Origin of the sequence: Cellulomonas sp. Root137 (assembly GCF_001426725.1) — a bacterium.
In the GTDB taxonomy this organism is placed as follows: Bacteria; Actinomycetota; Actinomycetes; order Actinomycetales; family Cellulomonadaceae; genus Cellulomonas.
Window position 1 is genome coordinate 341,518 of record NZ_LMFG01000001.1, and the last position, 25,771, is coordinate 367,288.

At 72.9% G+C, this 25,771-nt stretch carries 26 protein-coding genes; 12 read left to right on the forward strand and 14 right to left on the reverse strand.

Annotation, left to right across the window (positions count from 1 at the left end; all coding sequences use genetic code 11):
- Positions 1-48 precede the first annotated feature (48 nt).
- Positions 49-1,722, forward strand: coding sequence for a phosphoglucomutase (alpha-D-glucose-1,6-bisphosphate-dependent) (gene pgm, locus ASD18_RS01580; RefSeq protein WP_056085891.1), 1,674 nt, complete (start codon positions 49-51; stop codon positions 1,720-1,722).
- A 6-nt stretch (positions 1,723-1,728) separates the two neighbouring features.
- Here the strand turns inward: pgm and ASD18_RS01585 are convergent, their stop codons facing one another.
- Complete coding sequence (locus ASD18_RS01585; protein WP_056085892.1) at positions 1,729-2,025, reverse strand: GNAT family N-acetyltransferase; 297 nt, start codon at positions 2,023-2,025, stop codon at positions 1,729-1,731.
- A 58-nt stretch (positions 2,026-2,083) separates the two neighbouring features.
- On the opposite strand from ASD18_RS01585, the gene ASD18_RS01590 reads away from it, so the two are divergent.
- The 4 genes from ASD18_RS01590 (at position 2,084) to ASD18_RS01605 (ending at position 7,043) form a co-directional block, all read left to right on the forward strand.
- Entirely contained in the window at positions 2,084-3,397 is a 1,314-nt protein-coding gene (locus ASD18_RS01590) for an MFS transporter (protein WP_056085893.1), read from the forward strand.
- Positions 3,394-4,335 (forward strand): phosphotransferase family protein, encoded by a 942-nt coding sequence (locus tag ASD18_RS01595; protein WP_056085894.1) that lies wholly within the window; start codon positions 3,394-3,396, stop codon positions 4,333-4,335. Before ASD18_RS01590 ends, ASD18_RS01595 begins: the two co-directional genes overlap by 4 nt.
- Before the next feature lie 61 nt (positions 4,336-4,396).
- A complete protein-coding gene (locus ASD18_RS01600; RefSeq protein ID WP_056085895.1) occupies positions 4,397-5,209 on the forward strand; it encodes a hypothetical protein in 813 nt (270 codons plus the stop codon).
- 76 nt (positions 5,210-5,285) lie between these two features.
- On the forward strand, positions 5,286-7,043 hold the full coding sequence (locus tag ASD18_RS01605; RefSeq protein ID WP_056085896.1) for a pyruvate dehydrogenase: 1,758 nt from the start codon (positions 5,286-5,288) through the stop codon (positions 7,041-7,043).
- Here ASD18_RS01605 and ASD18_RS01610 read toward each other — a convergent pair.
- Complete coding sequence (locus ASD18_RS01610) at positions 7,040-8,323, reverse strand: MFS transporter (RefSeq protein WP_056085897.1); 1,284 nt, start codon at positions 8,321-8,323, stop codon at positions 7,040-7,042. The two genes, ASD18_RS01605 and ASD18_RS01610, sit on opposite strands and share 4 nt — an antisense overlap.
- A gap of 137 nt (positions 8,324-8,460) precedes the next feature.
- Here ASD18_RS01610 and ASD18_RS01615 point away from each other — a divergent pair, with 137 nt between their 5' ends.
- Positions 8,461-8,973 carry a gluconokinase gene (locus tag ASD18_RS01615; RefSeq protein WP_235522224.1) on the forward strand — a complete coding sequence of 171 codons (513 nt, stop codon included), beginning with the start codon at positions 8,461-8,463 and terminating at the stop codon, positions 8,971-8,973.
- A 142-nt stretch (positions 8,974-9,115) separates the two neighbouring features.
- Here ASD18_RS01615 and ASD18_RS01620 read toward each other — a convergent pair whose 3' ends face one another.
- Genes ASD18_RS01620 through ASD18_RS01630 form a run of 3 tightly spaced genes read right to left on the reverse strand, consistent with a single transcriptional unit; the run spans position 9,116 to position 10,795 of the window.
- Positions 9,116-9,943, reverse strand: coding sequence for a metalloregulator ArsR/SmtB family transcription factor (locus ASD18_RS01620; protein WP_056085898.1), 828 nt, complete (start codon positions 9,941-9,943; stop codon positions 9,116-9,118).
- A 40-nt stretch (positions 9,944-9,983) separates the two neighbouring features.
- On the reverse strand, positions 9,984-10,475 hold the full coding sequence (locus ASD18_RS01625; RefSeq protein WP_056085899.1) for a DUF427 domain-containing protein: 492 nt from the start codon (positions 10,473-10,475) through the stop codon (positions 9,984-9,986).
- Positions 10,472-10,795 (reverse strand): hypothetical protein, encoded by a 324-nt coding sequence (locus ASD18_RS01630; protein WP_056085900.1) that lies wholly within the window; start codon positions 10,793-10,795, stop codon positions 10,472-10,474. The genes ASD18_RS01625 and ASD18_RS01630 overlap by 4 nt, the downstream gene beginning before the upstream one ends.
- A gap of 102 nt (positions 10,796-10,897) precedes the next feature.
- Here ASD18_RS01630 and ASD18_RS01635 point away from each other — a divergent pair, with 102 nt between their 5' ends.
- Complete coding sequence (locus ASD18_RS01635; protein ID WP_056085901.1) at positions 10,898-12,244, forward strand: APC family permease; 1,347 nt, start codon at positions 10,898-10,900, stop codon at positions 12,242-12,244.
- 21 nt (positions 12,245-12,265) lie between these two features.
- On the opposite strand, the gene ASD18_RS01640 is transcribed toward ASD18_RS01635, so the two are convergent.
- Together ASD18_RS01640 and ASD18_RS21135 are read right to left on the reverse strand one after the other, a co-directional pair.
- Positions 12,266-13,273 carry a hypothetical protein gene (locus ASD18_RS01640; protein ID WP_156387843.1) on the reverse strand — a complete coding sequence of 336 codons (1,008 nt, stop codon included), beginning with the start codon at positions 13,271-13,273 and terminating at the stop codon, positions 12,266-12,268.
- A 209-nt stretch (positions 13,274-13,482) separates the two neighbouring features.
- On the reverse strand, positions 13,483-14,319 hold the full coding sequence (locus ASD18_RS21135) for a TetR/AcrR family transcriptional regulator (RefSeq protein WP_162251717.1): 837 nt from the start codon (positions 14,317-14,319) through the stop codon (positions 13,483-13,485).
- Positions 14,320-14,370: 51 nt separating this feature from the next.
- Between ASD18_RS21135 and ASD18_RS21140 the strand changes: the two genes are divergently transcribed.
- From ASD18_RS21140 to fucO, 4 genes are all read left to right on the forward strand, one after another.
- Positions 14,371-14,838, forward strand: a complete 468-nt coding sequence (locus ASD18_RS21140) for a hypothetical protein (RefSeq protein WP_056085904.1) — start codon at positions 14,371-14,373, stop codon at positions 14,836-14,838.
- 1 nt (position 14,839) lies between these two features.
- Positions 14,840-15,316, forward strand: coding sequence for a flavodoxin domain-containing protein (locus ASD18_RS01655; RefSeq protein ID WP_056085905.1), 477 nt, complete (start codon positions 14,840-14,842; stop codon positions 15,314-15,316).
- 235 nt (positions 15,317-15,551) lie between these two features.
- Positions 15,552-16,286 (forward strand): hypothetical protein, encoded by a 735-nt coding sequence (locus ASD18_RS01660; RefSeq protein ID WP_056085906.1) that lies wholly within the window; start codon positions 15,552-15,554, stop codon positions 16,284-16,286.
- Between the two features lie 164 nt (positions 16,287-16,450).
- Positions 16,451-17,602 carry a lactaldehyde reductase gene (fucO, locus tag ASD18_RS01665; RefSeq protein ID WP_056085907.1) on the forward strand — a complete coding sequence of 384 codons (1,152 nt, stop codon included), beginning with the start codon at positions 16,451-16,453 and terminating at the stop codon, positions 17,600-17,602.
- Between the two features lie 27 nt (positions 17,603-17,629).
- Here the strand turns inward: fucO and ASD18_RS01670 are convergent, their stop codons facing one another.
- The 7 genes from ASD18_RS01670 to ASD18_RS01700 all read right to left on the reverse strand — a co-directional run bounded on the left by ASD18_RS01670 (position 17,630) and on the right by ASD18_RS01700 (position 25,157).
- Positions 17,630-18,040, reverse strand: a complete 411-nt coding sequence (locus ASD18_RS01670; protein WP_056085908.1) for a hypothetical protein — start codon at positions 18,038-18,040, stop codon at positions 17,630-17,632.
- Positions 18,041-18,055: 15 nt separating this feature from the next.
- Entirely contained in the window at positions 18,056-18,979 is a 924-nt protein-coding gene (locus tag ASD18_RS01675) for a pseudouridine synthase (protein WP_056085909.1), read from the reverse strand.
- Positions 18,980-19,011: 32 nt separating this feature from the next.
- Positions 19,012-19,914, reverse strand: a complete 903-nt coding sequence (locus ASD18_RS01680; RefSeq protein WP_056091333.1) for a siderophore-interacting protein — start codon at positions 19,912-19,914, stop codon at positions 19,012-19,014.
- An 86-nt stretch (positions 19,915-20,000) separates the two neighbouring features.
- Positions 20,001-22,106 (reverse strand): iron ABC transporter permease, encoded by a 2,106-nt coding sequence (locus ASD18_RS01685; RefSeq protein WP_082573430.1) that lies wholly within the window; start codon positions 22,104-22,106, stop codon positions 20,001-20,003.
- Between the two features lie 28 nt (positions 22,107-22,134).
- Positions 22,135-23,124: an ABC transporter substrate-binding protein gene (locus ASD18_RS01690; protein WP_056085910.1), complete on the reverse strand. Its 990-nt coding sequence runs from the start codon at positions 23,122-23,124 to the stop codon at positions 22,135-22,137.
- A 34-nt stretch (positions 23,125-23,158) separates the two neighbouring features.
- The gene (locus tag ASD18_RS01695; RefSeq protein WP_056085911.1) at positions 23,159-23,986 is read right to left on the reverse strand and encodes an ABC transporter ATP-binding protein; all 828 of its coding nucleotides are present in this window, start codon (positions 23,984-23,986) and stop codon (positions 23,159-23,161) included.
- Between the two features lie 58 nt (positions 23,987-24,044).
- Complete coding sequence (locus ASD18_RS01700; protein ID WP_056085912.1) at positions 24,045-25,157, reverse strand: VIT1/CCC1 family protein; 1,113 nt, start codon at positions 25,155-25,157, stop codon at positions 24,045-24,047.
- A 141-nt stretch (positions 25,158-25,298) separates the two neighbouring features.
- Between ASD18_RS01700 and ASD18_RS01705 the strand changes: the two genes are divergently transcribed.
- Positions 25,299-25,712: an ATP-binding protein gene (locus ASD18_RS01705; RefSeq protein ID WP_056085913.1), complete on the forward strand. Its 414-nt coding sequence runs from the start codon at positions 25,299-25,301 to the stop codon at positions 25,710-25,712.
- The last annotated feature ends 59 nt before the right edge of the window (positions 25,713-25,771 follow it).

Sequence of the window (25,771 nt, forward strand, 5' to 3'; positions counted from 1 at the left end):
GCGGGCAGGGGTGTGCGGGACCTCGGGGCGTAGGGGAGGATCAGGGACATGGACCCGCGCGCCGGAACACCTGCCCAGCCGTCCGACCTCGTCGACCTGGACGCCCTGACCGGCGCCTACTACGACCGTGAACCCGACCTGGACGACCCCGCGCAGCGCGTGGTGTTCGGCACCAGCGGCCACCGGGGATCGGCCCTGGACTCGGCGTTCAACGAGGCCCACATCGTCGCGATCACCGCAGCGATCGTGGAGTACCGCCGGTCGCAGGGCACCGACGGTCCCCTGTTCATCGGCCGCGACACGCACGCGCTGTCCGACCCCGCCTGGCGCTCGGCGCTCGAGGTCCTGGCGGCGGCGGACGTCGAGGTGCACGTGGACGCGCGCGACTCGTGGACCCCCACGCCGGGCGTCTCGCACGCGATCCTGCGGCACAACGGCGCCGGCAGCTCCGAGGGCGTCCGCACGCAGGGACCCGGCCTGGCGGACGGCATCGTCGTGACGCCGTCGCACAACCCGCCGCGCGACGGGGGCTTCAAGTACAACCCGCCGGACGGGGGCCCCGCAGGCTCGGAGGCCACCGGCTGGATCGCCGACCGCGCCAACGCGATCCTCGCGTCCGGCTGGAAGTCGGTCCCGCGCGTGAGCGCCGAGGCGGCCCTGGCGGCGGACACGACGCTCAAGCACGACTACCTGTCCGCCTACGTGGCGGACCTCGCCAACGTCATCGACGTCGACGCCATCCGCTCGGCCGGCGTGCGCATCGGCGCGGACCCGCTGGGCGGCGCGTCCGTCGAGTACTGGGGCGAGATCGGCGAGTACTACGGGCTCAACCTCACCGTGGTGAACCCGACGGTCGACCCGCAGTGGGGGTTCATGACACTCGACTGGGACGGCAAGATCCGGATGGACTGCTCGTCGCCGTACGCGATGGCCTCGCTGGTCAGCCGCATGGCAGGGGACCCGGCGCCGTTCGACATCGCGACCGGCAACGACGCCGACTCCGACCGGCACGGCATCGTCACGCCCGACGGGCTGATGAACCCGAACCACTACCTCGCGGTCGCCATCTCCTACCTGTACGGCGGCGCGCGCCCGGGCTGGCCGGACGGGACCGCGATCGGCAAGACGCTGGTCTCCTCCAGCCTCATCGACCGGGTGGCCGCCAAGCTGGGCCGGCGCCTGCTCGAGGTGCCGGTCGGGTTCAAGTGGTTCGTGCCCGGTCTCGTGGACGGGTCGGTCGGGTTCGGCGGCGAGGAGTCCGCGGGGGCGTCGTTCCTGCGCAAGGACGGCACCGTGTGGACCACCGACAAGGACGGGATCCTGCCGGCGCTGCTGGCCTCGGAGATCCTGGCGACCACCGGCAAGTCCCCGTCGGTGCACCACCGCGAGCTCGTCGCGGAGTTCGGGGAGAGCTGGTACGCCCGGGTCGACGCGGCGGCCACCCGCGAGGAGAAGGCGACGCTGGCCAGGCTCACCCCGGAGCAGGTCACCGCGACCACGCTCGCGGGCGAGGCGATCACCGCGCGGCTGACCGAGGCGCCCGGCAACGGCGCGTCGATCGGCGGCCTGAAGGTCACCACGGAGAACTCCTGGTTCGCCGCCCGGCCGTCCGGCACCGAGGACGTGTACAAGATCTACGCCGAGTCGTTCGTGTCCGCGGAGCACCTGGCGCAGGTGCAGGCGGAGGCGAAGGACGTGGTCTCGGCGGCGCTGGGCGCCTAGCGCGCCTCAGTGCTGGGGCGCGCGCACCAGGTCCTGGTAGTCGGGGTGCCGCGCGATCCACGCCTTCACGTAGGGGCAGAACGCCACGACGTCCCGGCCGCTGGCCCGGACCGCGTCGAGCGCGGCCTGCACGAGCGTGGACGCGATGCCCTGTCCCTCGAACGCCGGGTCCACCTCGGTGTGCGTGAACACGACCGTGGCGCCGATCGTGTCGTACACCGTGAACCCGAGGAGCTCGCCGTCGGGGGTGCGCGCCTCGAACCGGTGCTCGTCGGGGGCGTCGCTGACCTGCACGTCCGTCATGCCTTGAATGGTGAGGCACGGCGCGCCCGCGCGGTAGACCTGATGACACACTGACTGCATGCTCCAGCCGTACCGCGACGTGCTGACGCGTCCCGGGGCCCTCGCGTTCTCCGGTGCGGGTGTGCTCGCCCGGCTGCCCATGTCCATGGTCGGCATCGGCATCGTCCTCATGGTCTCCACCGTCTACGGCTCCTACGGCCTGGCCGGTCGCGTGTCCGCGGTGTACGTCGTCGCGCAGGCCCTGTGCTCCCCGCAGCTGGCCCGGCTGGTGGACCGGCACGGGCAGGGCCGCATCATGCGCCCGGCCGTGGCGATCGCGGCCGTGGGGCTCGTCGGCGTCATCATCGCGGCGTCGCAGGAGGCGCCCGAGGGGTGGCTGTACGCGGCCGCGGTGGTCACCGGCGCGGGGATCGGGTCGTTCGGGTCGCTGGTCCGGGCGCGCTGGGCCCGCGTGCTGGGTGCCGAGCCGCACCGGATGCACACCGCGTACTCGCTGGAGTCGGCGCTCGACGAGCTCGTGTTCATCGTCGGCCCCGTGCTGGCCACCGTGCTCGCCACGGGCGTCGCCCCGGCGGCCGGCCTGATCGTCCCGCTGGTCGCCATGCTCGTCGGCGGCTACTGGTTCCTCTCCCTGCGCACCACGGAGCCGCCGCCCGCCCCGGTCGGCAGCCCGCGGCCGAAGGGGTCCGTGCTGCGCAAACCGGGGATGGTCGTGCTGGCGATCGTCTTCGTCGCGATGGGCTCGATCTTCGGCGCCACCGACGTGTCCACCGTGGCGTTCGCGGAGGAGTCCGGCTCCAAGGGGTCCGCGGGGATCATCCTGGCGATCTTCGCGCTCGGGTCCCTCATCTCGGGGCTGCTCTACGGCACGCGGGTGTGGAAGCGGCCCCTGTACCTGCGGTTCGCCACCGGGATGGTCGCGCTGGCGGTCGGCGTCTGCTTCTTCTTCCTCGTGCAGTCGCTCGTCGCGCTCGCCGCGGTCATGTTCGTCGCCGGGTTCGCCATCGCGCCCACGCTCATCAACGGCAACGCGCTGGTGCAGGACCTCGTGCCGCGCGAGCGGCTGACCGAGGGGCTGACCTGGGTGGGGACGTCGCTCGGCGTCGGGGTGTCGGTCGGGTCGTCGATCGCGGGCGCACAGATCGACGCCGACGGGTCGCACGCCGGGTTCCTGGTGGTCGTCGTCTCCGCGGGGCTCGCGGTGGTGGCCACGCTCGCGGCGCTGCGCACCCTGCGCGGCGACGCCGGCGAGCACGTGCACGACTCCGTGGAGGCCGGCTCGCCCTCGTCGACCGGCGGCGCAGCGGTGGCGGCGTGCGAGGTCGCGGAATCCGTGGAGCCGGCGCGCTCGGTCGGTACCCTCGACGCGTGAACGACGCCCTGACCTCGCTCGTTGCTCCGATCGGACCGCTCTCGGACGTCGAGCGCCTCACCGGCGGGCAGTTCGCGACGACGTACCGGGTCACGCTCGCCGACGGCACCCGCGTCGTCGTGAAGACCGCGCCGGTCGGCACCGACGGGCTGCTGACCTACGAGCACGACCTGCTGCGCGCCGAGGCGCTGGTCTACGGCCTCGCCGCCGACCGGCCCGCGCTTCGCATGCCGCAGGTGCTGCACACAGACTTCTCGCGGACGCTGCTGCCGAGCGATGCGCTCGTGGTCAGCCACCTGCCGGGGGTGCCGTGGGTCGACGCGGGCTTCGGGCCGGCGTCGTCGGACCCGAGGACCGTGCGCGCGGAGCGGGAGACCGGAGCCGTGCTGGCAGCGCTGCACGCGATCGAGGGGCCGGCGTACGGCTACCCGTGCGGGCGGCAGGAGGCCACCTGGACCGAGTCGTTCACCGGCATGATCGACGAGCTCCTGGACGACGCCTCACGGTGGTCGGTGCCCGTACCGGCGGCCGAGGTCCGTGCGGCGCTCGAGGCGCACCCGCACGTGCTCGACGACGTCCGCCGTCCGGCGCTGGTGCACACCGACCTCTGGGCCGGGAACGTGTTCGTCGACACGGGCACCGGTGAGGTCGTCGGGATCATCGACCCCGAGCGCGCGTTCTGGGGCGACCCGCTGGCCGACCTGGTGGGCGTCGACCCCATGGGCCGCGAGCCCGGGACGCCCGCGCTGCTCGAGGGCTACGGTCCGCTGGACGTCGACAGCCCGTCCGCCCGGACCCGTCTGGACCTGTACCGGATGCGATTGTGCCTGGTGATGATGATCGAGATCACGCCGCGGAAGTTCGAGGGCGACTGGGTGGAGCCGCACCGCGCGGCGGTCACGGCGAACCTGCACGCGGCGCTCGCGTCCCTCGGCTGACCGGGTGACGTCAGGCTCGACGCCGACGTGGGCGCACCCGCGTGTAGGTGAGGATGGGCGGATGCTCCCGCTGTGCCTCTCCCGTCCTGCCCGCGGTGCCGCCGTCGCCCTCGCGATCGTGGTCCTCGCCGGCTGCTCCGCGGACGGCGGCGGCGGCCCGGCGGCGTCCCCGTCGACCTCCTCGACCCCGACGCCCGCGCCGCTGACGTTCGAGGAGGCGACGACCGCGCTCACCGAGACGCTCCTGCCCACCGCGACAGTCCAGCGCTGCGACGAGTACGAGCCGGGCTCCCCCGAGGCGCAGGAGTACCTCGACCAGCTCGCTGCGGAGATGGCCGCCACGGAGGCCGAGGAGGCCGCCGCGCCGAGCCCGACCCTGCCCCAGTGCGGCAGCCCGACGCTCGGCGACCTGCGGGCCGCGTCCGTCGCCGGCCACGCCTTCGCCGTGGGTGACCCGGTCGCGCTGCCCGTCGCCGGCGGCGCTGCGCGGGCGGTCGAGGTGTACGAGATGAGCGACGCGGACTCGGCGCAGACCGCCGTCGCGACCGAGGCCGCCGACCTCGACGGCTGGGCCGCCGACAAGGAGACGCCTCGGGTGGACAACGCCGACGGCACCTACCTGCCGCGGACCGTGGTCTCCGCGGCCGGCGTGGGCGAGGTGGACCTGCCCGGCTGGACGGCGTGGGTGCTCTCGCGCGACGAGGCGTCGTTCCAGGACGACGGCAGCGCCGCAGCGAACCCCTACTGCACGGCGTTCCTCTGGGCCGCGCGCGACAGCCTCGTGATCCGCGTGCAGGTCGTCGGCGACACACCCGGCCAGGCCGTTGCGACGGCCCTCGACACCGCGACCCGGTACACCGAGGCCCTCGACTGACGTTCGTGCCAGGTAGTGCGAGGTCGCCGCCTCGGGCCGACCATGGGGGATCCGCCCAGCACCCCGGAGGTCACCCGTGGCACGACGTCGCTCCATCGCCGACCTGCTCGTCGCCCAACTCGTCGCCGCCGGTGCGCGGCACATCTACGGGATCGTCGGCGACAGCCTGAACCCCGTGGTCGACGCCGTGCGGCGGGCGCGCGAGGACGGTGTCGACATCGCGTGGGTGCACGTGCGGCACGAGGAGGCCGGGGCGTTCGCGGCCGCCGCGGAGGCCGAGCTCACGGGCCGGCTGGCCGTCTGCGCCGGGTCGTGCGGACCGGGCAACCTGCACCTGATCAACGGCCTGTACGACGCCAACCGATCACGCGTCCCGGTCCTGGCCATCGCGTCGCACATCCCCAGCGCGCAGATCGGCACCCAGTACTTCCAGGAGACCCACCCCGACCGGCTGTTCCTGGAGTGCTCGGTGTACTCGGAGATGATCTCGACCGCTGCCCAGGCCCCGCGGGTCATCCGGTCGGCCATCCACCACGCGTACGGCGCTCCCGGGGTCGCGGTGCTGACCCTGCCCGGTGACATCGCGGACCTCGACGCGCCCGACGCCGGCATCGACGTGCTCACTCCCCCACCGGCCCCGCGGGTGGTGCCCGACGACGGTGCCGTGCGCGCGCTCGCCGAGGCGATCGACGCGGCGGGCAAGGTGACGATCTTCGCCGGGGCCGGTGTGCGCGGCTCGCGCACCGAGGTGCTGGCGCTGGCACGGGCGCTCAACGCACCGGTCGGACACAGCCTGCGCGGCAAGGAGATCATCCAGGTCGACAACCCGTACGACGTCGGCATGTCCGGGCTGCTCGGGTACGGCGCGTGCCAGTCGGCCATGGAGGGCGCCGACCTGCTGCTCCTGCTCGGCACCGACTTCCCGTACGACCAGTTCCTGCCGTCCGGCGTCCGCACCGCGCAGGTGGACATCGACCCGACGCGCCTGGGCCGGCGGACGCGCAACGACCTGGTCGTCCTCGGCGACGTCGGCGAGACGGCCACGGCGCTGCTCGCGCTGGTGAAGCCGAAGCGGAGCCACCGGTTCCTCGACCAGATGCTCAAGAAGCACCACCGGGCCATGAGCGGCGTGATCGGCGCGTACACCAAGGACGTCGAGCACACCGAGCCGATCCACCCCGAGTTCGCTGCCGTGGTGCTGGACGAGGAGGCGCCTGAGGACGCCGTGTTCACCGTCGACACCGGCATGTGCAACGTCTGGGCCGCCCGGTACATCACGCCCAACGGTCGTCGGCGGGTGATCGGGTCGTTCCTGCACGGGTCGATGGCGAACGCCGTCCCGCACGCGATCGGCGCTGCCCTGTCCGGCGGAGGTCGGCACGTGGTCGCGATGGCCGGGGACGGCGGCCTGTCGATGCTCCTGGGCGAGCTCATCACGGTGAAGGCCCTGGACCTGCCGGTGAAGATCGTCCTGTTCGACAACGCGACGCTCGGCATGGTCCGGCTCGAGATGCTCGTCGACGGGCTGCCCTCCTACGCCACCGACAGCCCACGGATCGACTACGCCGCGATCGGGTCGGCGATCGGCATCCCGTCGGTCCGCGTCGAGAAGCCCACCGAGATCCGGGCCGCGCTGCGTCAGGCGTTCTCGCACGACGGTCCCGCGCTGATCGACCTGGTCACCGACCCGCGGGCCCTGTCGCTGCCGCCGAAGATCACTCGCGCGCAGGTCTCCGGGTTCACCGCGGCGATGAGCAAGGAGGTGCTCGGCGGCGGGCTGGGCGAGGTCATGGCGATGGCCCGCTCGAACCTGCGGAACGTGCCCAGGCCCTAGGGCACCGGGTGGCGGGCGTCGTAGTCCCAGAACGAGCGCTGCGTCCGGACGAGCACCCACAGGAGCACCACGCACAGGCAACCGCCGACCACCGCAGCCCATCCCTCGCCGACCTTCTCGGCAGCCCCGCCGAGCAGCGCCTCGCCCAGCCGGGGTCCGCCGGCGACGACGACGATGAACACGCCCTGCAGCCGGCCGCGCATGTCGTCGGGCGTCGCGGTCTGCAGGATGGTCTGCCGGAACACCGAGCTGATCGCGTCCGCCGCCCCGGCGACCACCAGCATGAGCACCGCGATCGCGAGGGCCAGCCAGAGCACCTGGTCCGGATGCCCCTGGCCGGCGAGCACGAGGACCAGCCCGAACCCGGCGATGGCCAGCCCCCAGACCGTGATGGCCACCGCGATGATCCGGCCCTGCCAGCGGATCCGGGTCAGCCCGCCGGAGAACAGCCCCGCCAGCCCGACGCCGACCGCCGCCGCCGCGGCCATCACCCCGGTGGTCGTCGCGCCCCCGCCCAGGTAGACCAGCCCGACCGCCGGGAAGAGCACGCGCGGCGACGAGGTGATCATGGCGACCAGGTCCACGGCGAACGTCATGCGCACGTTCTTCTGGGTGCCCAGGTACCGGAACCCGTCGACCACGGACGCGAACCCGGCACGCCCCCGGCGCGTCTCGGACGGCAGCGGCGGCTGCGCGGGGAGCTGGAAGACCGCGAACAGGGCCGCAGTGAACAGGACGGCGTCGACCGTGTACGCGACGGCGTAGTCGAACGCGGCCACCAGGAACGCCCCCAGCAGCGGGCCGACCGTGAACGCGACGCTGAACCCGAGGGTCTGCAGGGCGTTCGCCGCCGGCATGAGCTTCGGGTCGAGCAACCGGGGGATGATCGCGGACCGCGCCGGCGAGCCCACCGCGAACGCCCCGGACTGCACCGCGACCAGCGCGAACAGCACCCACACCTGCGTGTTGCCCAGCCAGGCCTGCGCGGCCAGCCCGAGGGTGACCACCCAGGTCACGACCGACGCCACCAGCGCGACGGTGCGACGGTCGTAGTGGTCGGAGATCGCGCCGCCGTACAGCCCGAAGAACACCAGCGGCACCAGCGCACACAGCCCGAGGATGCCGACCGACGCGGTCGACCCGGTGAGCGCGTACACCTGGAGCCCGACCGCGACCACCGTCAGCTGCGCGCCGAGGTTGGAGATCGACAGCCCCCACCACAGCCGCCGGAACGCCGGGCTGACACGCAGGGGTGTCGTGTCGACGACGAGCGAGGGCATCGGGCGAGTTTAGTTGCCCGAGCGACGCGGACTGTCGGCGAGCTCGGTGCTTCGCGCCCGGCTCGGTGGCTGGAGTCACCGAGCCGGGCTGTAGCCACCGAGCTCGTCGTCCCGGGTGCGCGTGCGAGGCTGTCGCCGTGACCAGCCAGCCCGAGCACCTCGTCGTGATGGGGGTGTCCGGCACCGGGAAGTCGACGACCGCCCTCCTGCTGGCCGCGCGCCTCGGGATCCCGCTGATCGAGGGCGACGACCTGCACCCTGCGGCCAACGTCGAGGCCATGCGCGCCGGCCGGGCGCTCACCGACGACGACCGCGGTCCGTGGCTGCGCGCCATCCGGGACGCGATGACGGCGGCCGACGGACCGACCGTCGTGACCTGTTCGTCGCTGCGCCGGTCCTACCGCGACGTCCTGCGCACCGCGCAGGGCCGCGTGCGGTTCGTGCACCTGGTGGTCCCGCCCGACGAGCTCGCCCGCCGGCTGACGGAGCGCACCGGCCACTTCATGCCGGCGACCCTCCTGGCCAGCCAGCTGGCGACCCTCGAGCCGCTGGCGGCCGACGAGGACGGGGTGGACGTCCCGGTGACCGGCCCGCCGGAGTCGGTCGCGGAGGAAGCCCTCCGCCGCCTCCGGGCGACGCCCGGCTCCTGACGCGCCGAGCTCGGCGTTTGTCGCCGAGATCGGTGATTGGAACCACCGAGCTGGGCGCGAAGCACCGAGCTCGGCGAGTGCGACGACGGCCCGCGCGTGGCGACGGGCCGGCCGCCTGAGCGACCGGCCCGTGCGACTGCCCTCAGGCCTCCAGCGACGTGCCCGTCTCCAGGAGGGTCTTGAGGTCCGACAGGATCTGCGGCCAGCCGCCGCCGAACTGCGGCAGGTCGCCGGAGATGAGCGCCGCGGTGCGCGGGGCGCCGGTCACGTCGTGCACCAGGGTCAGCTGCGTGACGCCCTCGCCGCGGGGCTCGATCTCGTAGGTGAGCCGCGTGAACCCTTCCGCGCGGGCCTCGTCGTCCCACAGGGTGCGCCAGGTGAGCACCAGTCGGGAGTTCTCGACGACCTCGACCACCTCGCCGTCGAGGATCGGCTGGTCGGCGGGGGTGCCGTAGGCGACCATGTCCGCCGACGGGAGCGTGGTGAACGCGCCGCCGGGCGTGAGGTCGAACGTCGAGGGGCTCTTGTAGCCGTAGCGGGCGTTCCACTCCGGCGAGGTGATGGCCCTCCACACGGTGGCGGCGTCGGCCTTGATCCAGATGCGGTTGACGAGAACGGTCGTGGTGGCCGTGTCGGTCTGGGTGGACATGGTGGTCTCCAGGGCTGTCTTGAGGTCGGTGAGGGCGTGCAGGCGCTCGGCGCCGAGCACGTCGTACTTGTCGATCCACCGCTCGTGGATCAGCTGGATCGGGACGGCGTTGAGGAAGTGGAGCTTCTCCCGCCCCGATCGGCGCGTGACGACGAGGCCCGCCTCCTCGAGCACCTTGAGGTGCTTCATGACCCCGAACCGGGTCATCTCGAGGTCCTGCTCGAGCTCCGTCAGCGTGCGGCCGTCACGCGTGTAGAGCTGGTCGAGCAGGTGGCGACGGGTGGCGTCCGCAAGTGCCTTGAACACCAGGTCCTCGTCCATGCCGACGACGATAGGTGACTAATTAGTCACATGTCAACGACTACCAGCCCCAGCTGCCCGGCGACCCCTTGAACGGTCCGACGACGCGCGACGTGATCCAGCCGCCGTAGAACTCCCCGGCCTGCGGCACCACCAGCTCGCCGTCGACCGTGCAGGTCAGGTCGGTGGCGTACAGGGCGACCCGGTCGGTGAGCGACTCGTACCCCGGCAGCGGCGCCGGGTAGGTCCAGCCGACCCGCGACAGCAGACGTCCCCCGACGCGCAGGGACACGTACGACGCCCGACCCTTGAACTCGCACACCGACGAGCCCGCCGCCGGCTCCAGCACCCCCGGCTCGAACGCGTCGACCGGCAGGTAGTACACCGGCGGATGGCTGGTCTCGAGCACGCGGACCGCGCCGGTGGTGGTCGCGACCGGGACACCGTCCAGCGTCACGACCACCCGCTCGGACGTCGGCTCCACCCGTGGCGGCCGCGGGTAGTCCCAGACGGACTCCTGACCGGGAGCGGCCGGAAGCGGGGTGGGGGTCACCGCTGCCCGGGGTTGGCGTCGTCCGCGTCCATCAGCGGCTCGACCACGGTCGGCGACGCGTCGTCGGTCGGATACTTCGTGGTCGACGACGACACCGCGCTCTTGGCCGTGTCGACGGCCTTCTCCCACGCGGCGGCGCCCTGCTTCTTGGCGAACGCCGTGGCCTGCGCCTCGTACTCCTGCACGTAGTCCTGCACGCGCGGGTCGTGCCAGACGTCCCCCGCCCAGACCTTCATCTTCTCCAGCTGACGGCGCCCGGACGGCGTACCGAGCAGGTACCCCGCGGAGACGCCGGCGACGAACACCACTCGCTTGATCATGCGTGGTCCTCCCGAACTCGGCTGAGTGTCCGAGCGTAGGCACGGTTCCGCGTCGACGCGCGGTGGAGCGCTCCGCGCACAAGACTGGAGGGGGAGGCGACGATGAGCGAGCAGACCGTGACGACGACACCCCTCAAGCGGTCCATCGGCCGCAGGGTGCTCCTGCTTTTCGTCGTCGGAGACATCCTCGGTGCCGGCATCTACGCGTTGACCGGCAAGGTCGCCGCCGAGGTGGGCGGCGCGATCTGGCTGCCGTTCCTGTGCGCGTTCGTGCTGGCCGGACTGACCGCGGCGTCGTACGCGGAACTCGTCGGCCGGTTCCCGCAGGCCGCCGGCGCCGCGCTCTACGCCAACCGTGCGTTCAGGCGCCCGTTCCTCACGTTCATGGTCGCGTTCGCCGTGATGATGTCCGGCATCACCAGCGCGTCCGCGGCGGCCCGGGCGTTCGGCGGCGACTACCTGGCGGAGTTCGTCACGGTCCCGACACTGGCCGCCGCGTGGTTCTTCCTGCTCGCGATCACGGCGGTCAACCTGATCGGCATCTCGGAGTCGGTGCGGGTCAACGTGGTGCTCACCCTCGTCGAGGCGGCCGGCCTGCTGGTCATCCTCGCGATCGGCGCCTGGGCCCTGGTCAGCGGCGACGGCCAGCCGGGCCGCACGATGGAGCTGGAGACCGACGGGACGCCGTGGATCGCGGTGCTCGGCGCGACCGCGTTGGCCTTCTACGCGCTGCTCGGCTTCGAGGACTCGGTCAACCTGGCGGAGGAGACGAAGAAGCCGCGCCGCGACTTCCCCCGCGCCCTGTTCGGCGGCCTCGCGATCGCCGGCCTCATCTACCTCGGGGTGGCGTTCACGACGTCGATGCTCGTGGACACCGAGACCCTCGCCGGGTCCACCGGTCCGCTGCTCGAGGTGGTCAAGGTGGCCGGCCTGACGTTCCCGCCCGGACTGTTCGCGGTCATCGCGCTCCTGGCGGTCACCAACACCGCGCTCATCAACATGATCATGGCGTCGCGCCTCGTGTACGGGATGTCCACCGAGGGCATCGTGCCGAAGGTCCTCGGCCGGGTGCACGAGCGCCGGCAGACCCCGTACGTGGCGATCGCGTTCACCGTGCTCATCGCGCTGACCCTGGTGAGCACCGGCGACCTGGCCGGGCTCGCCGACACCACCGTGCTGCTCCTGCTGCTGGTGTTCGTCGTGGTGAACATCTCCGTGCTGGTGCTGCGCAAGGAGCCCGACGACGAGCCCGCCGAGGACGACGACGGCCCCTCGTTCCGCGCGCCCACCTGGGTCCCCGTGGTCGGCGCGGTCGTGTCGCTGCTGCTCGCATCCCCGCTGACCGGCCGCGAGGCCGACGTCTACCTGCGCGCGGGCCTGCTGCTGGCCATCGGCGTGGTGCTCTACGTGATCAACCGGCTGGTGGTCGGGCACGTGACCACGAACTGAGGGCGCACGCGGGTCACGCCGTCACCGGCGCTCCTCGCCGGTGGTCTCGTCGAAGGCTTCGTCCTGGATCTCGCGGAGGGCTCTCTGCAGGTCCACGCGCTCGTGCAGGCGCTTCTCGAGCCGCCTCATCCCCCAGCGAGTTCGAGGGAGGAGCTCGGGGATGTGCAGAGCGGTCAGGTCGTCGAGGGGATGGCTCTGGTTGAACACGTCCTCCACCATCAGCGCTTGCTGCTTCCGCGCGAGCCTCCATGCCATCCGCTGCAAGCCGTACCTGGTCCGGGGCGCATAGTCGGGGCGCTTCGTCCGGTTCAGGGATGGTGCGGCGTCCATGATCGCGTAGAGCCTGATCTCGAGATCTTGCAGATCGCTGGCCATTCCGGCTAGCCGCTCGCTCGTGAGTCCGGGAGGTCCGACCCACCGGCCTCGGTAGGCACCGTCTGCATACACGGTCTCCTCGTGCCCGGAGATGAGCGACATGGTCTCTGTGGCCAGCGCCCCGAGGTCACGGGCCAAGGGGCGGTAGTCCGCGGCGGCCCGACGGTTCCTTCCCTCCTTCTGGGCTGGCTCCAGCGCGGCGTTCAGCGCCGACGCGACAGCGGTCAGCACCGACAGAGTCGCCGTGACGATGGCGCTGGACGTCACGAGGCTCAAGGCGCTCAGCGACGCCGCAACGGCAACCAGGAGACGAGCCCACGTGTCGACCAGGCCCCACAGGGTGGCGCGGCTGTCGTGCCACCTGCTCGCGTACTCGGCGTACCTGGCCCCTCCGTCCGCTCGCTGGAAGAGCTGGTCCCCCGTCGCTGGCGCCCGACTTCGATCAGGACGACCGTTCGCCGCCGTCGACGCCGATCCGCCCGACATCGCCGAGTCGGCACCGGCGCCTGGACCCCCGGCGAGTGCGCCCTCGCGCGTTCGCCCCGCTCCGCTTCGCGGCGGCGGCGTGTTCGCGGCGAGGCGTGTCACCGCGACATCCAGAGTGTTCGGCAGCAGCGTGCGGCCCGCTTGTGCAGCGGTGTCGGTGTCGGTCATCGGATCCCCCTACCCTCGACTCCGGCGTGCCGACGGACCGGCACTCCGGCCGGGCGGTGCACGAACGGCGAGGTGGCGGGCCTTGCTCACCGCATGCCGCACCGCTCGCGTGGCGCCGTCCTCCCTTCACGCTGCTCGTGCGCCAGCCACCCCTGAAGGGCCGAAGGTCCCTGACCGCGCTCCGACGCTGCGGGAGGGAGTCGAGATGCTCAGCGGACCCGCAGCCGTCGGGCCTCGTCCTCGAGGTCGAACGAGCGCGCGATCGCGGTCTCCACCCGACCGGCGTCCCAGACCACGTCGGGGTCCGGCTCGAGGTAGGACAGCACGGTCGCGACGACCGCGTACGCCTCGGTGGTCCACGGCGACTCGGTGGTGGATCCGAGCGCCCGCATGAGCAGCGGCGGCTTCGACGGGACGATGGCGGCGCGCGCGACGAGACCGCTCATCAGCGCTCCCGTCGCCTCGGCCATGAGCGTGAACCCGGTGTCGGGATCGAGCCACGGGACGAGCCGGTAGCCGACGACGTCCGGGAGCCGGGCGTACACACGCGCGCGGCGGTCGGTGAAGGCGCGCTCGGAGCTGGCGAGCTCGGCGGCGACGGCGTCGCGCAGGTCGCCGGGCGGCAGGCTCGAGCAGGTGGCCCGGAGCGCCAGGTGGTCGCGCCACGCGCTCGAGCCGGCGATGCGGCCGAAGTCGCTCTCGGTGGCCACCCGCAGGCTCTCGACCACGAGCGTCCGCCTGCCCGCGGGCGTCGCCAGCACCTCGCGGTGCTCGACCACCAGGTCGCGGACCGCGGCGATGTCCTCGTCGGACTCGGACTCGAGCTCGGCGTTGCGCACCACGCGCAGGAGCACCTGCTGCAGGAAGTCCGCCTTCGTCGGCCAGTGCCGGTACGCGGTGGCACGGGAGACGCCGGATGCGGCGATGGCCTCCTCGAGGCTGATGTGGTCGAGGCCGACCGTGAGCCCGCGCTGCCGGATGAGCTCGACCGCGGCGTCGATCACGCGGGACCCGGCGCTCCCGGTGCGTTGACTCGTCTGAGACATGATGTCTATTCTGCATGAGACATCATGTCTCATCGACTCGGGAGACCTTCCGTGCCTGCTCATGCCGTCCTCGGTCTGGTCGCGCTGCTGCTGTCCGTGCTGGCGGCGCTGACTGCACTCGTCTACGTCGCGGCGCCGCGGGCCCGGCGCACGATGCGATGGCCCGTCGTCATCGCCGGCGTCCTGGCGATGGCGGCCATCGCGTTCGCCGGCGGGACGGGCACGACGCTCCTGACCGCCGTCGAGTCCCTGGGGTCGGCCGGGGAGGTGGCCGCCGCGCAGGCGCACGGGCACGGATCCGACGCGCTGACCACCTCGGTGTTCCTGCTGCTCGCCTCGACGCTGGCCACCGTCTGGGGGCCGCTGCGCCCGGCGCGGCCCGCCGGGGGCACCGCAGCGCGCTGGTGGGCCGCGGTCGTGGGCGTGCTCGCCGCGGCGACGCTCGTCTCGGCGGCTGTCGTCCTCGGGGCGGCCCTCGAGGCCGTCACGGCCGGCAACCCGGCATGGCAGGTGGGCTGACATGCGGGTCCTGATCGTGGTCGAGTCGCTGTTCGGGAACACCCACGTCATCGCCCAGGTGGTCGCCGACCGGCTGCGGGAGGACGGCGTCGAGGTCGAGCTGGTCGACGCCGCGTCCGCCACCCCGCACCTCGACGACGCGGATCTGGTCCTGGCGGGCGCGCCGACGCACAACCTCGGCCTGCCGACCGGCACGTCGCGCGCGTCGGCCGTCCACCGCGGGGCGCACCCCGTCAGCTCCGGCCTGCGCGAGTGGATCGGCACGCTCGGGGCGTCGAGCACGCCGGTCGTCACGTTCGCGACCAAGGTGCAAGGCCGGTTCTCCGGCTCCGCCAGCAAGGCGGCCGTCACGATGCTGCGGCGCCGAGGGCTCAGTGCCCGGCAGGGCACGGACTTCGTCGTCGCCGGCACCACCGGGCCGCTGACCGACGGCGAGACGGACCGCGCGCGGAGGTGGGCCGGCACCCTCCAGGGATGACGGCAGGACCCGGCTGGGCGCCCGACCGTGCGGAGCTCGTCTCACGCTGTGTGCAGCAGATGTCCACGGCGACGCGCGTCTGATCACGATCGCGCAACGACCCCGTCGTAACTGTCCTGGGATGCCCGGCAATGGGTGCCGGCCGCGTGCTGCGAGCCGACAGAGCGGCGCACGGCTCGCGCTTCACTGTGTCCTCGGAACTTCACTCCGGAGCTCCCTGACTGAGGAGCTTCTGGTGCGCGTCACGCGTCGTAGTGCATTCGTTTCCCTGACCGCTGCTGCGCTGCTGGTTCTCGCCGGCTGCTCGGGCGATGCGCCTGCGAGCACGGACCGCGTCGAGTCCACCCCCGACGAGCAGGTCGAGTCCAGCGCACCGGCGACGGACGAGGCGTCGCAGGAGACTGGCGAGGTCGCTCTCGGATCGGTGGGCTTCGTCGCCGACGACATCCTTCCGACGGTCTACGCGACCCTGGTGAACTCGACGCTCGACGTCGTCATGGTCGAGGTGAACTACGCCGCTTACGACGCCGCGGGGGCGGTGCTGGGAACGACCGTGTCGTACGACGTCATCGCGTCGGAGACGACGTCGCAGACCGCGACGTACATCAGCGTCCCGGATGGCTCCGCCATCGCCAAGGTCGACGCCCAGGTGACGGTCTCCGACTCCCAGCCGGATGCGCACCCTGACATCGCGATGACCGCCGGGAACATCACGATCCTGGCCGACGAGTGGTCGACCAAGGTCACCGGCACGATCGACTCGACGTACACCCAGTCCGTCACGAACGTGGCCGCGGCAGCGATCTGCACGGACGCCGCCGGCACCGTGGTCGCAGCCGGATCCACGTACCTGAGCGGAACGGTCGTGCCGGGCACACCGGCGCCGTTCGACATCAGCCTCACGGCCGCGTCCGTGCCGACGGCCTGCACCGTGACAGCGGGTGTCTCGAACATCTCCGAAGGCAGCTAGCTCGCCGCGTCCGCCCGCCCGGGCCCGATCGCGCCTGCGATCGGGCCCGCCGCGTGCCCGCGAAGGGGGACCTTTAGCCCTGCCCGACTGCCGAACGCGCGCGCTTGAATAGTGCCTGAATCGATTCACGGCGTCATCGACGACGCCACGAAGGAGGCTGCACGATGTCGCACCGCATGATCTGGAACCAGACGGCGCACTTCGGCCCCGGCTCGATCGAGGTCGTCCCCGACGAGCTGGCCCGGCGTGGGTTCACCAAGGCGTTCGTCGTGTCCGACGCGGTCCTCGTCGAGACCGGCGTGACCGCGCGCGTCACCGACCTGCTGGACACGGCCGGCTTCCCGTACGAGGTCTACAGCGACGTCCAGGCGAACCCGACGATCGAGAACGTGCAGGCGGGTGTCGCGGCCTTCGCAGCAGCCGGCGCTGACGTGCTCGTCGCGATCGGTGGCGGCTCTCCTCAGGACACGTGCAAGGCGGTCGGGATCATCTCGGCCAACCCCGAGTTCGCCGACGTCCGCTCGCTCGAGGGCGTGGCCCCGACCACGCACCCGTCGGTCCCGATCGTCGCGATCCCCACGACGGCCGGCACCGCGTCCGAGACGACGATCAACTACGTCATCACCGACGTCGAGCGGCAGCGGAAGTTCGTCTGCGTCGACCCCCACGACATCCCCGTGCTTGCCGTCGTCGACCCGCAGATGATGGCCACCGCCCCGCGCTCGCTCAAGGTCGCCACCGGCCTGGACGCCCTGACGCACGCGATCGAGGGCTACATCACGCAGGGCGCGTGGGAGCTGTCCGACCTGTTCCACCTCAAGGCCATCCAGGTCATCGCCACATCGCTGCAGGCTGCGGCGGACGGCGACGAGGCCGCGGCCGAGCGGATGGCGCTCGGGCAGTACGTGGCCGGCATGGGCTACTCGAACGTCGGCCTCGGCCTCGTGCACGCCATGGCGCACCCGCTCGGTGCGTTCTACTCGGCGCCGCACGGCGTGGCCAACGGGATCCTGCTCGCGCCGGTCATGGCGTTCAACGCGCCGGCCAGCGGGGAGAAGTACCGCGACATCGCCGCCGCGTTCGGGGTCGCCGACGCCCACACGATGCCGCTCGACGACGCCCGCACGGCCGCGGTCGCCGCCGTTGCCGCGCTCACCCGTCAGCTGGGGAACCCGACCGCTCTGCGCGAGGTCGGCGCCACCGAGGCCGACGTCCCCGCGCTGGCCAAGGCGGCGTTCGAGGACGTGTGCGCCGGCGGCAACCCGCGCGAGGCGTCGGTCGCCGACATCGAAGACCTCTACCGCTCGCTGCTCTGACGGGAGCGGCTGGCGGTCGTCGGGCCGTCAGCCGCAGTCGTCGCAGATGCCGGTCGCAGGGAGCGCCATCGCGCAGGTCGGGCAGATCGCGGCCACCCGCTCGGGGGCCGCGGAGGCGCGCCGGGCGGCCGGTGCTCGCCGGACCGGAGGGGCGGGTGCGCGGCGTGCGGACGGCGGCTCGGTCACGTCGAACCCGCGCTTGCGCAGGACCGCGGAGCCGCCCGAGCCCACCTCGTCGGCGCTCGCGAGCCTGCCGGTCGCGTACCGGTGCGCGACCCCGAGGATCGCGGTCGAGTCGTAGCTGCGGCCCTCGTGCACGAGCGGGTACCCGCCCGGGGCGAAGCCGTAGACGCCGAGGAAGTCGTCGCCGCCGCGCGAGTCGTACTCGGCGATGGCCTGGAGGATGTGCTGCCGGGTGACGGCGGAGAACGTGGCCACGAGGACGAGGGTACGTCAGCCCTCCGCGCTCAGCGGGAGTCGCCGGACGCTGCGAAACCGGCGCGGGGTGCCGTCGACCGGGTCGGTGAACGCGATCTCCCCGGCGAGCAGCTGGAGCGGGCGGCTGAAGTCGTCGACCTCCACCTCGTGCACCACCGGGTACAGCGGGTCGTCGACGATCGGGATGCCGAGCCCGTGCAGGTGCACGCGCAGCTGGTGGGTGCGGCCCGTGCGCGGGGTCAGCCGGTAGACCCCGCGGCCGTCCATCTCCGACTCGAGCTCGACGAGCGTCTCCGCGTTCACCGGGGCGCCGGGCACCACCTCGGCCTGCCAGGCGCCGCGCTCCTTGTGCAGGTGGTCACGGACCACGACCGGGAGGACCAGGTCCTCGCGCAGCGGTGCCAGCGCCCAGTAGGTCTTCTCCACCGCCCGGTGCTCGAACAGGGTCTGGTACGGCCCGCGCCACCGGGGCTCGGTCGCCAGCATCAGCAGGCCGGACGTGACCCGGTCCAGACGGTGCAGCGGCGACAGGTCCGGCAGGCCCAGCTCGGCACGCAGCCGGACGACGACGCTCTGGGTGACGTGTCGGCCGCGCGGGATCGTGGACAGGAACGCCGGCTTGTCGACGACCACCAGGCGCTCGTCGCGGTGGACCACGTGGATCGGCGCGGTCACCTCGGGCTCCTCGCGCAGGTCGCGGTGGAACCACACGAACCGGTGCGGCGAGTAGGGGTCCTCGGAGCGCACCGGGCGGCCGTCCTCGTCGACGAAGCGTTGCGCCGCCAGCATCTGCGGCACGTCGACGTGCTCGGGCAACCGGTCGCGCAGCCAGGCGCCCATCGTCGACCACTCGTCCGTGCGGGAGCGGTCGCGATCAGGGGTCCGCAGCCAGGCGGCGCTGAGGCCGTGCCGTGCCGGGAGCGGTGATCTGGGGGGCACCTGCCGATGCTACGGGCCGCCTGAGCAGCGGCTCAGTTGGCCTCGGAGCGCCCCGCGCGCCAGTAGCCCATGAACGCCACCGACTTGCGGTCCACCCCGCACTCGGCCACCAGGTGCCGGCGCAGGGTCTTGATCACGGCGGCCTCACCGGCGAGCCAGGCGTACAGCGCGGCGTCGGCCCGCAGGGGCTGGCCCTGGGCGTCGACCGGGACCTCCCACAGGAGCCCCTCGTCGATGTCGACGTCCTCCAGCTCGACGTCCGGCGCGGGTGCCTGACCGGGCAGCAGTCGCGCGCACGCGGCCTGCACGGCAGGGACGAGCAGCTCGCCGTGGGGGCGACCGTCGCGGCCGTACCAGCGGACCGTCACCCCGTCCGGCGCCACAAGGTCGAGCCGGTCGCCCGAGAGCGGCATCTCGATCAAGGCCTCGCCACGGGCGTCGGCGGGCAGGCGCTCGAGGATGCCCGCGATGGCCGGCAGCGCGGTCTCGTCGCCGGCGATGAGCAGGCGGTCGGTGTGCACCGGGGGCACGAAGTCGACGCCGCCGTGCGGGCCCTCAGCCTCGGCGTTGGGGCCGAGGATCACCAGGTCGTCGCCGGGGGCCGCGTTCAGGGCCCAGCGCGACGCCGGTCCCAGGTCACCGTGCAGGACGATGTCGACGTCCACCTCGCGGCGGTCCTGGCGCACCCCGCGGGCGGTGTAGGTGCGGATCGGGTGGCGCTTGTCGTCGGGCATCGCGCGCCAGCGGCCGTACCAGTCGGCGCTGGACTCGAGGCTGAGCAGCTCGTCGTACGGCGAGTTCTCCAGCGGAAGGAAGAACTTGATCCGCTGGTCGAACCCGTTGTCGGCGAACCGATCCAGGTCGTCGCCGGTGAACGTCACGCGCAGGACGCTCGGGCACATGGTCTGCACGGCAGCGACCTGCACGGCGAACATGCGGAAGGGCAGCGCGGGGGCTTCGACCGAGACGGGCACGTCGCCCAGGGTAGAGGAAGGTGAGGCTGTCCTCACAACGGTGTTGGTCACAGTGCGCTCCTTCGCGTCCGCCACAGCAGGGAGATGAAGTAGGGGGTGCCGATCATGGCCGTCAGCAGGCCCGCGGGTATCTGCGCCGGGGCGATCACCGTCCGGCCGAGGGTGTCCGCCACGCTGACCAGCAGCGCGCCCAGCAGGACCGCGACCGGGATCACCCGCGTGTGCGAGGAGCCGACGAGCGAGCGGGCCAGGTGCGGGGCGATGAGGCCGACGAACCCGACGACCCCGATCGCCGACACCGCGGCCGCCGTGAGCAGCGCGGTGACGATCAGCAGACCCAGCCGGGTGCGTTCCAGCTGGACCCCCAGGACGCGGGCCACGTCGTCGTCGACCGCCAGCACGTCGAGGTCCCGACGCCAGCGGACCACCAGCGGCACGATCACGAGGAGCGCGACCGCGACCGGCCACACCTGCTCGGCCGTCCGTCCGTAGGTCGAGCCGGACAGCCAGGTGAGCGCCATCGTCGTGTTCCACGGGCTGGTGAGCACCACGAGCAAGGTGATCAGCGACGTCGCCACGGCCGACACCCCGATGCCGACGAGCACGAGCCGGTCGGAGCTGAGCCCTCGCCGGTTGGCCAGCGTGTAGACGAGCGCGAACGTGGCGAGCGCACCGACGCAGGCCGCGGCGGACACGATCCAGAAGCCGCCACCGGGCAGCAGGACGATCGCGAGCACGGCACCGACGCCGGCGCCGCCGGTGATGCCGAGCAGCGACGGCTCCGCGAGCGGGTTCCGCGCGACCGCCTGCACCGTCGTGCCCGCGAGGCCGAGGGCCGCGCCGGCAAGAAGGGCGGCGAGCACGCGCGGGCTGCGCTGGTCGAGGACGAAGCTGACCTGCCGGCCGCTGACGCCCGCGAACCAGTTGGCCACGTCGCCCGTGAGGAGCAGGCGGTCGCCCAGCAGGAACCCGGCCACGAGTGCGGCGATGACCGCGAGCGCGAGCACGACGACCACGAGCGCCACCCGGGCACGCGTCGCGGGGTGGGCGCCGACGGACGCGGTGCTGCGGGCCGGACCCGAGTCACGCAGCCGACGGGCCAGCCAGACCATCACGGAGGCGCCGAACAGGGTGGTGACGATGCCGGTGGGGATGGCCACGCCCGCGACCCCGGGCACCGCCAGCCGCAGCAGGACGTCGGCGCCGAGCACCACGACGCAGCCGGCGAGCGCCGCCAGCGGCAGGAGCAGCCGGTGCCGCGCCAACCCCGGGACGCGCCCGGCGACCAGTCGCGCGATGACAGGTGCGGTCAGACCGACGAACCCGATGGGCCCGGCGACCGTGACCGCGACCGCGGCGAGCAGGACCGCCAGCAGGACCGAGACCACGCGGGTGCGCCGCACGTCGAGGCCGAGCACCGCGGCGGTGTCGTCGCCGAGGGCGAGGACGTCGAGCCGGCGCGCCCAGACCACGAGGGCGACCCCCGCGAGCAGCACGACCGGCGCCGCCTGGGCCACCTTGGACGTGCCGGACTGCACGATCGAGCCCTCGCCCCACGCGAACATCCCGGCCGTCTCCTGCTCGAACAGGAGCATGAGCAGGATGGTCAGGGACGAGAGCGCAAGCATGGTCGCGGACCCCGCGAGCACCAGCCGGGTGGGTCCTTCGGCGCCGCCCCGCGCGATGGCGAGCACCAGCGCGGCCGCACCGAGGCCACCGACGAACGCGAGCGCGCCGTTCACCGCGAACGGCAGCGTGAGGCCGGTGACGGCGGCGAGCACCACCGTGAAGTAGGCGCCGGCGTTGACCGCCAGGGTGTCGGGCGAAGCCAACGGGTTGCGCGCCACGGACTGCAGCGCGCTGCCCGACAGGCCCAGAGCGGTGCCGACGATCAGCGCGGCGAGCACCCGTGGCGCGCGCGAGGCGACGAGCACCGCGAGGGCCTCGTCGTCACCCGATCCCGTGAGCAGGCCCAGGAGGTCGCCGACCCCGATCCGGGAGGTGCCGAGCGTCAGGTCCACCAGCGCGAGGAGCACCACCGCGACGACCGCGGCGGCGAACACGGCGACGATCCGCGCCGGCTGCGCGCCGCGGGTGCGCGCGGGCGCGGCGGCAGGATCCGCCACGCCCAGCGCGGCGGATCCTGCCTCCATCGGTGCGTCGACGCTCACGGAGCTGCTGTCAGGCCGCGGTCAGTGCCGCGACGGCCGCGTCGATGAACGCCGACGCCGACTGCGGGCCGCCGAACATCCAGATCCCGTCGGGCAGGCGGGCGGTGTTGCCCGCGACGACGAACGGCAGCTGCTCCCAGATCGCGTTCCCGGCGAGCCCGTCCTTGAACGCGTCGCCGCCGTCGGTGTCGTTGCCGACGTAGAGGAAGTGGATGTCGCCCAGGCTGGTGAGGCCCTCGACGTCCGTCTGCGCCAGGCCGTAGTCGGGGTCGCCCTCGCCGGTCCACGCGTTCGTCAGACCGAGCTCGCTGGCGACGCCGCCGAGGAAGGAGCCGGGCGTGTACATCCGGATCGACACCGCACCGTCGGACACCCAGCCGTCGGCCATGGTGAACTCGGCGCCGGCCAGGCCGGCCTCGTCGAGCTGCGTCTTGGCGTCCTCGACCTTGGCGTCGAAGTCCGCGAGCGCGGTCTCGGCCTCGTCGGAGGTGCCGGTGGCCTCGCCCAGGATCTCCAGCGTGCTGCGCATCTTGCCGATCGGGTCGGTCGCGTCCGAGCCGCGCAGCGCGATGACCGGGTACTCGGCCTCGATCTGCTCGATGACCTCGGCCGGCAGGTCGGTGGTGGTGACCACCAGGTCCGGGTCCAGGGCGGCGATCGCGTCGAGCGACGGCTCGCCGCGGAAGCCGACGTCCGGCGTCGACTCGTCGAGCGGCACGACGGTCGCCCAGGTGTTGTAGCCCGCGACGTCCGCCGCGCCGACCGGCGTGACCCCGAGCGTGAGCAGGTTCTCCGTCAGGCCCCACTCGAGCGAGACCACCTTGGTGGCGGGGCCGTCGAGCTCGACGGTGCCGCGGTCGTCCGTGATCGTGATCGGTCCACCGGCGGCGGACTCGGACGCCGCGGCGTCCGGCGCGTCCGCTGCGTCTTCGGTGGTGCCGCAGGCGGCCAGGAGCAGGGCTGCTCCGGCGAGCAGGGCGGGGAAGGCTGTCTTGCGCACAGGGGTGTCCTCAGAGGTAGGTGAGACGGGGGGACTAGACAGAGGTCAGGTGCTGGCGGTGCGTGTGCTTGCCGACCGGGCGGGTGTGCACGCGGCCGGTGTGCTCGTCGCGCACCACGTCGATGCGGATGCCGTACGTCTCGGTGAGCGCGTCGGCGGTGAGCACCTCGTGCGGGCGGCCGGAGCCGACGACCACGCCCTGGCGCAGGAGCACCACGTGGTCGGCGACGGCGGCGGCCTGGTCGAGGTCGTGCAGGACGACACCGACGGCGACCCCGTGGTCGTCGGCCAGGTCCCGCACCAGGTCGAGGATCTCCACCTGGTAGCGCAGGTCGAGGTAGGTGGTCGGCTCGTCGAGCAGCAGGACGCGGGTGTCCTGCGCGAGGCAGGTGGCCAGCCACACGCGCTGGAGCTCGCCGCCGGAGAGCTCGTCGACACCGCGGTCGGCCATCGAGCCGACGCCCGTGACCTCCATGGCCCAGGCGATCGCGCGGGGGCCGTCGGCGTCGTTCTGGCGCCAGCGGCCGCGGTACGGGTGCCGGCCGTAGCCGACGACGTCGCGGACGCTCACCCCCGAGGGCGTGGGCCGCGACTGCGACAGGAGCGTGACCCTGCGCGCGAAGTCCTTGGCGGACAGCGTGTGGGCGTCGGGGACGTCGGGGAGGCTGACCGTCCCCTCCTGCGGGGCGTGCAGCCGGGCGAGCGCGCGCAAGAGGGTCGACTTGCCGGAGCCGTTGGGCCCGATGAGCGCGGTCACCTGACCGGGCTGCAGGCACAGGTCCGCGGCGGTCACCACGACGGTGCCGTGGTACGCCAGCGTGAGGCTGTCGCCGCGGAGGGCGTCCTGCTCGAGGGTGGTCACACGGTGAGGTTAGCCTGCACTAAGTAAGGGTTGGCAAACCTTGTTCGTATGATGGGCGTCACACCGTGGCGCCGAACGCCAGCCCCAGAAGGTACGTGGCCGCCGCGGCGCCGTACCCGATGGCCAGCTGACGGAGCGCGCGCTTGACCGGCGACGCCCCCGAGAGCACCCCGACGGTCGCACCCGTGGTCAGCAGCGCGAGCCCCACCAGCACCGACGCCCACACCACCGCGGTCAGGCCCTCCGCACCCAGCAGGTACGGCAGGACCGGGATCGCCGCGCCCGAGGCGAAGAAGCAGAAGCTGGCCGCCGACGCACCGACCGCGGTGCCGACGGCCTCGTGCTCGTCGACCTCGTCGGCGCTCGTCGGCGCGACCGACCCCGGATCGCCGAGCGTCCGCAGCCGCTCGTCTGCCCGTGCCTGCGCCTCCGCCGGCTCCATGCCGCGGGCGCGGTAGACCAGCGCGAGCTCGTTGGCGTCGACGTCCAGGTAGGGCAGCGCCGCGCGGGCCGCCTGCCCCGGGCGGGACGCCTCGAGCAGCTCCCGCTGCGAGCGCACCGACACGTACTCCCCCGCGGCCATCGACAACGCTCCCGCCAGCAGACCGGCCAGGCCGGTCAGCAGCACGATCGACGCGGACGCCCCGCTGGCCCCGATGCCGAGCACCAGCGCCAGGTTGCTCACCAGCCCGTCGTTGGCGCCGAACACCGCAGCCCGGAACGTGCCCGAGATCCGGTTGCGCCCCCGGGTGGCCAGACCGCGGACGACCTCCTCGTGGATGGCCTCGTCGGCCGCCATCGTCGGCGTCGCGTCGGCCTCGCCGTCGTAGCCCGACCGCGCCTCCGCGCGCTGCGCCAGGGCCAGGACGAACACCGACCCGAACCGCCGGGCGAGCACACCGAGCACCCGGGTCCGGAAGTCGCCGCGGCGGGGCTTGCCGACGTCGTCGCCGAGCAGGTCCAGCCAGTGCTGCTCGTGACGACCCTCCGCCTCGGCCAGGGCGAGCAGGATCTCCCGCTCCTCGCCCGTGCGGCGCGACGCGATGTCCCGGTAGACGGCCGCCTCCGCGCGCTCGTCGGCCAGATACTGCCGCCACCGCCGGATCTGGGAGCTCGAGGGCGTCTGACGTGCGGGAACGTCCGCGCCCGACGAGGTGGAAGAGGTCTGCACGCACTCATCGTCCCAGCCGCGAGGGCGAGAAACTGGCTCCAGGGCGGTGTTCAGGTTGCCGAATCATCAGTTGTGCACAACCGTGGCCGGGACCGACGGGGGGCCGATGCGGCCTTCCGACCACTCCCCGGGAGGCTCCCGATGTACGCCGAGACGGCCGTGTCGCCCTCGCTCTCCGCGATCGCGCCCGCACGGCACTGGGCGCGGGACCGACTGGCCGAGGCAGGTGTGGACGACGGACGTCTCGAGCTGCTCGTCCTGCTGGTCAGCGAGCTGGTCACCAACGCCGTCGCGCACGCCGACCCGCCCGTGACCCTGCGCGTGCACGTGGACGACGAGCGCACCCGCGTCGAGGTCACCGACGGCGTCCGCGAGGTGCCCGTGGTGCGCAACCCGCCGCCGACCGCGTTCGGGGGCCGGGGCGTCATGTTCGTCGACCGGCTGTCCAGCAGCTGGGGCACGGTCGAGGAGGAGGGCGACGCCGCGAAGGCGGTCTGGTTCGAGCTCCGGCACGACGACGTCAGCGAGCTCGGCGCCTTCTCCACCGAGCGCTGACGCCCGCGGCCTGAGGTCGGACCAGGACCACGGCCCGACCGCTCCCGGCGTCCGGTAGG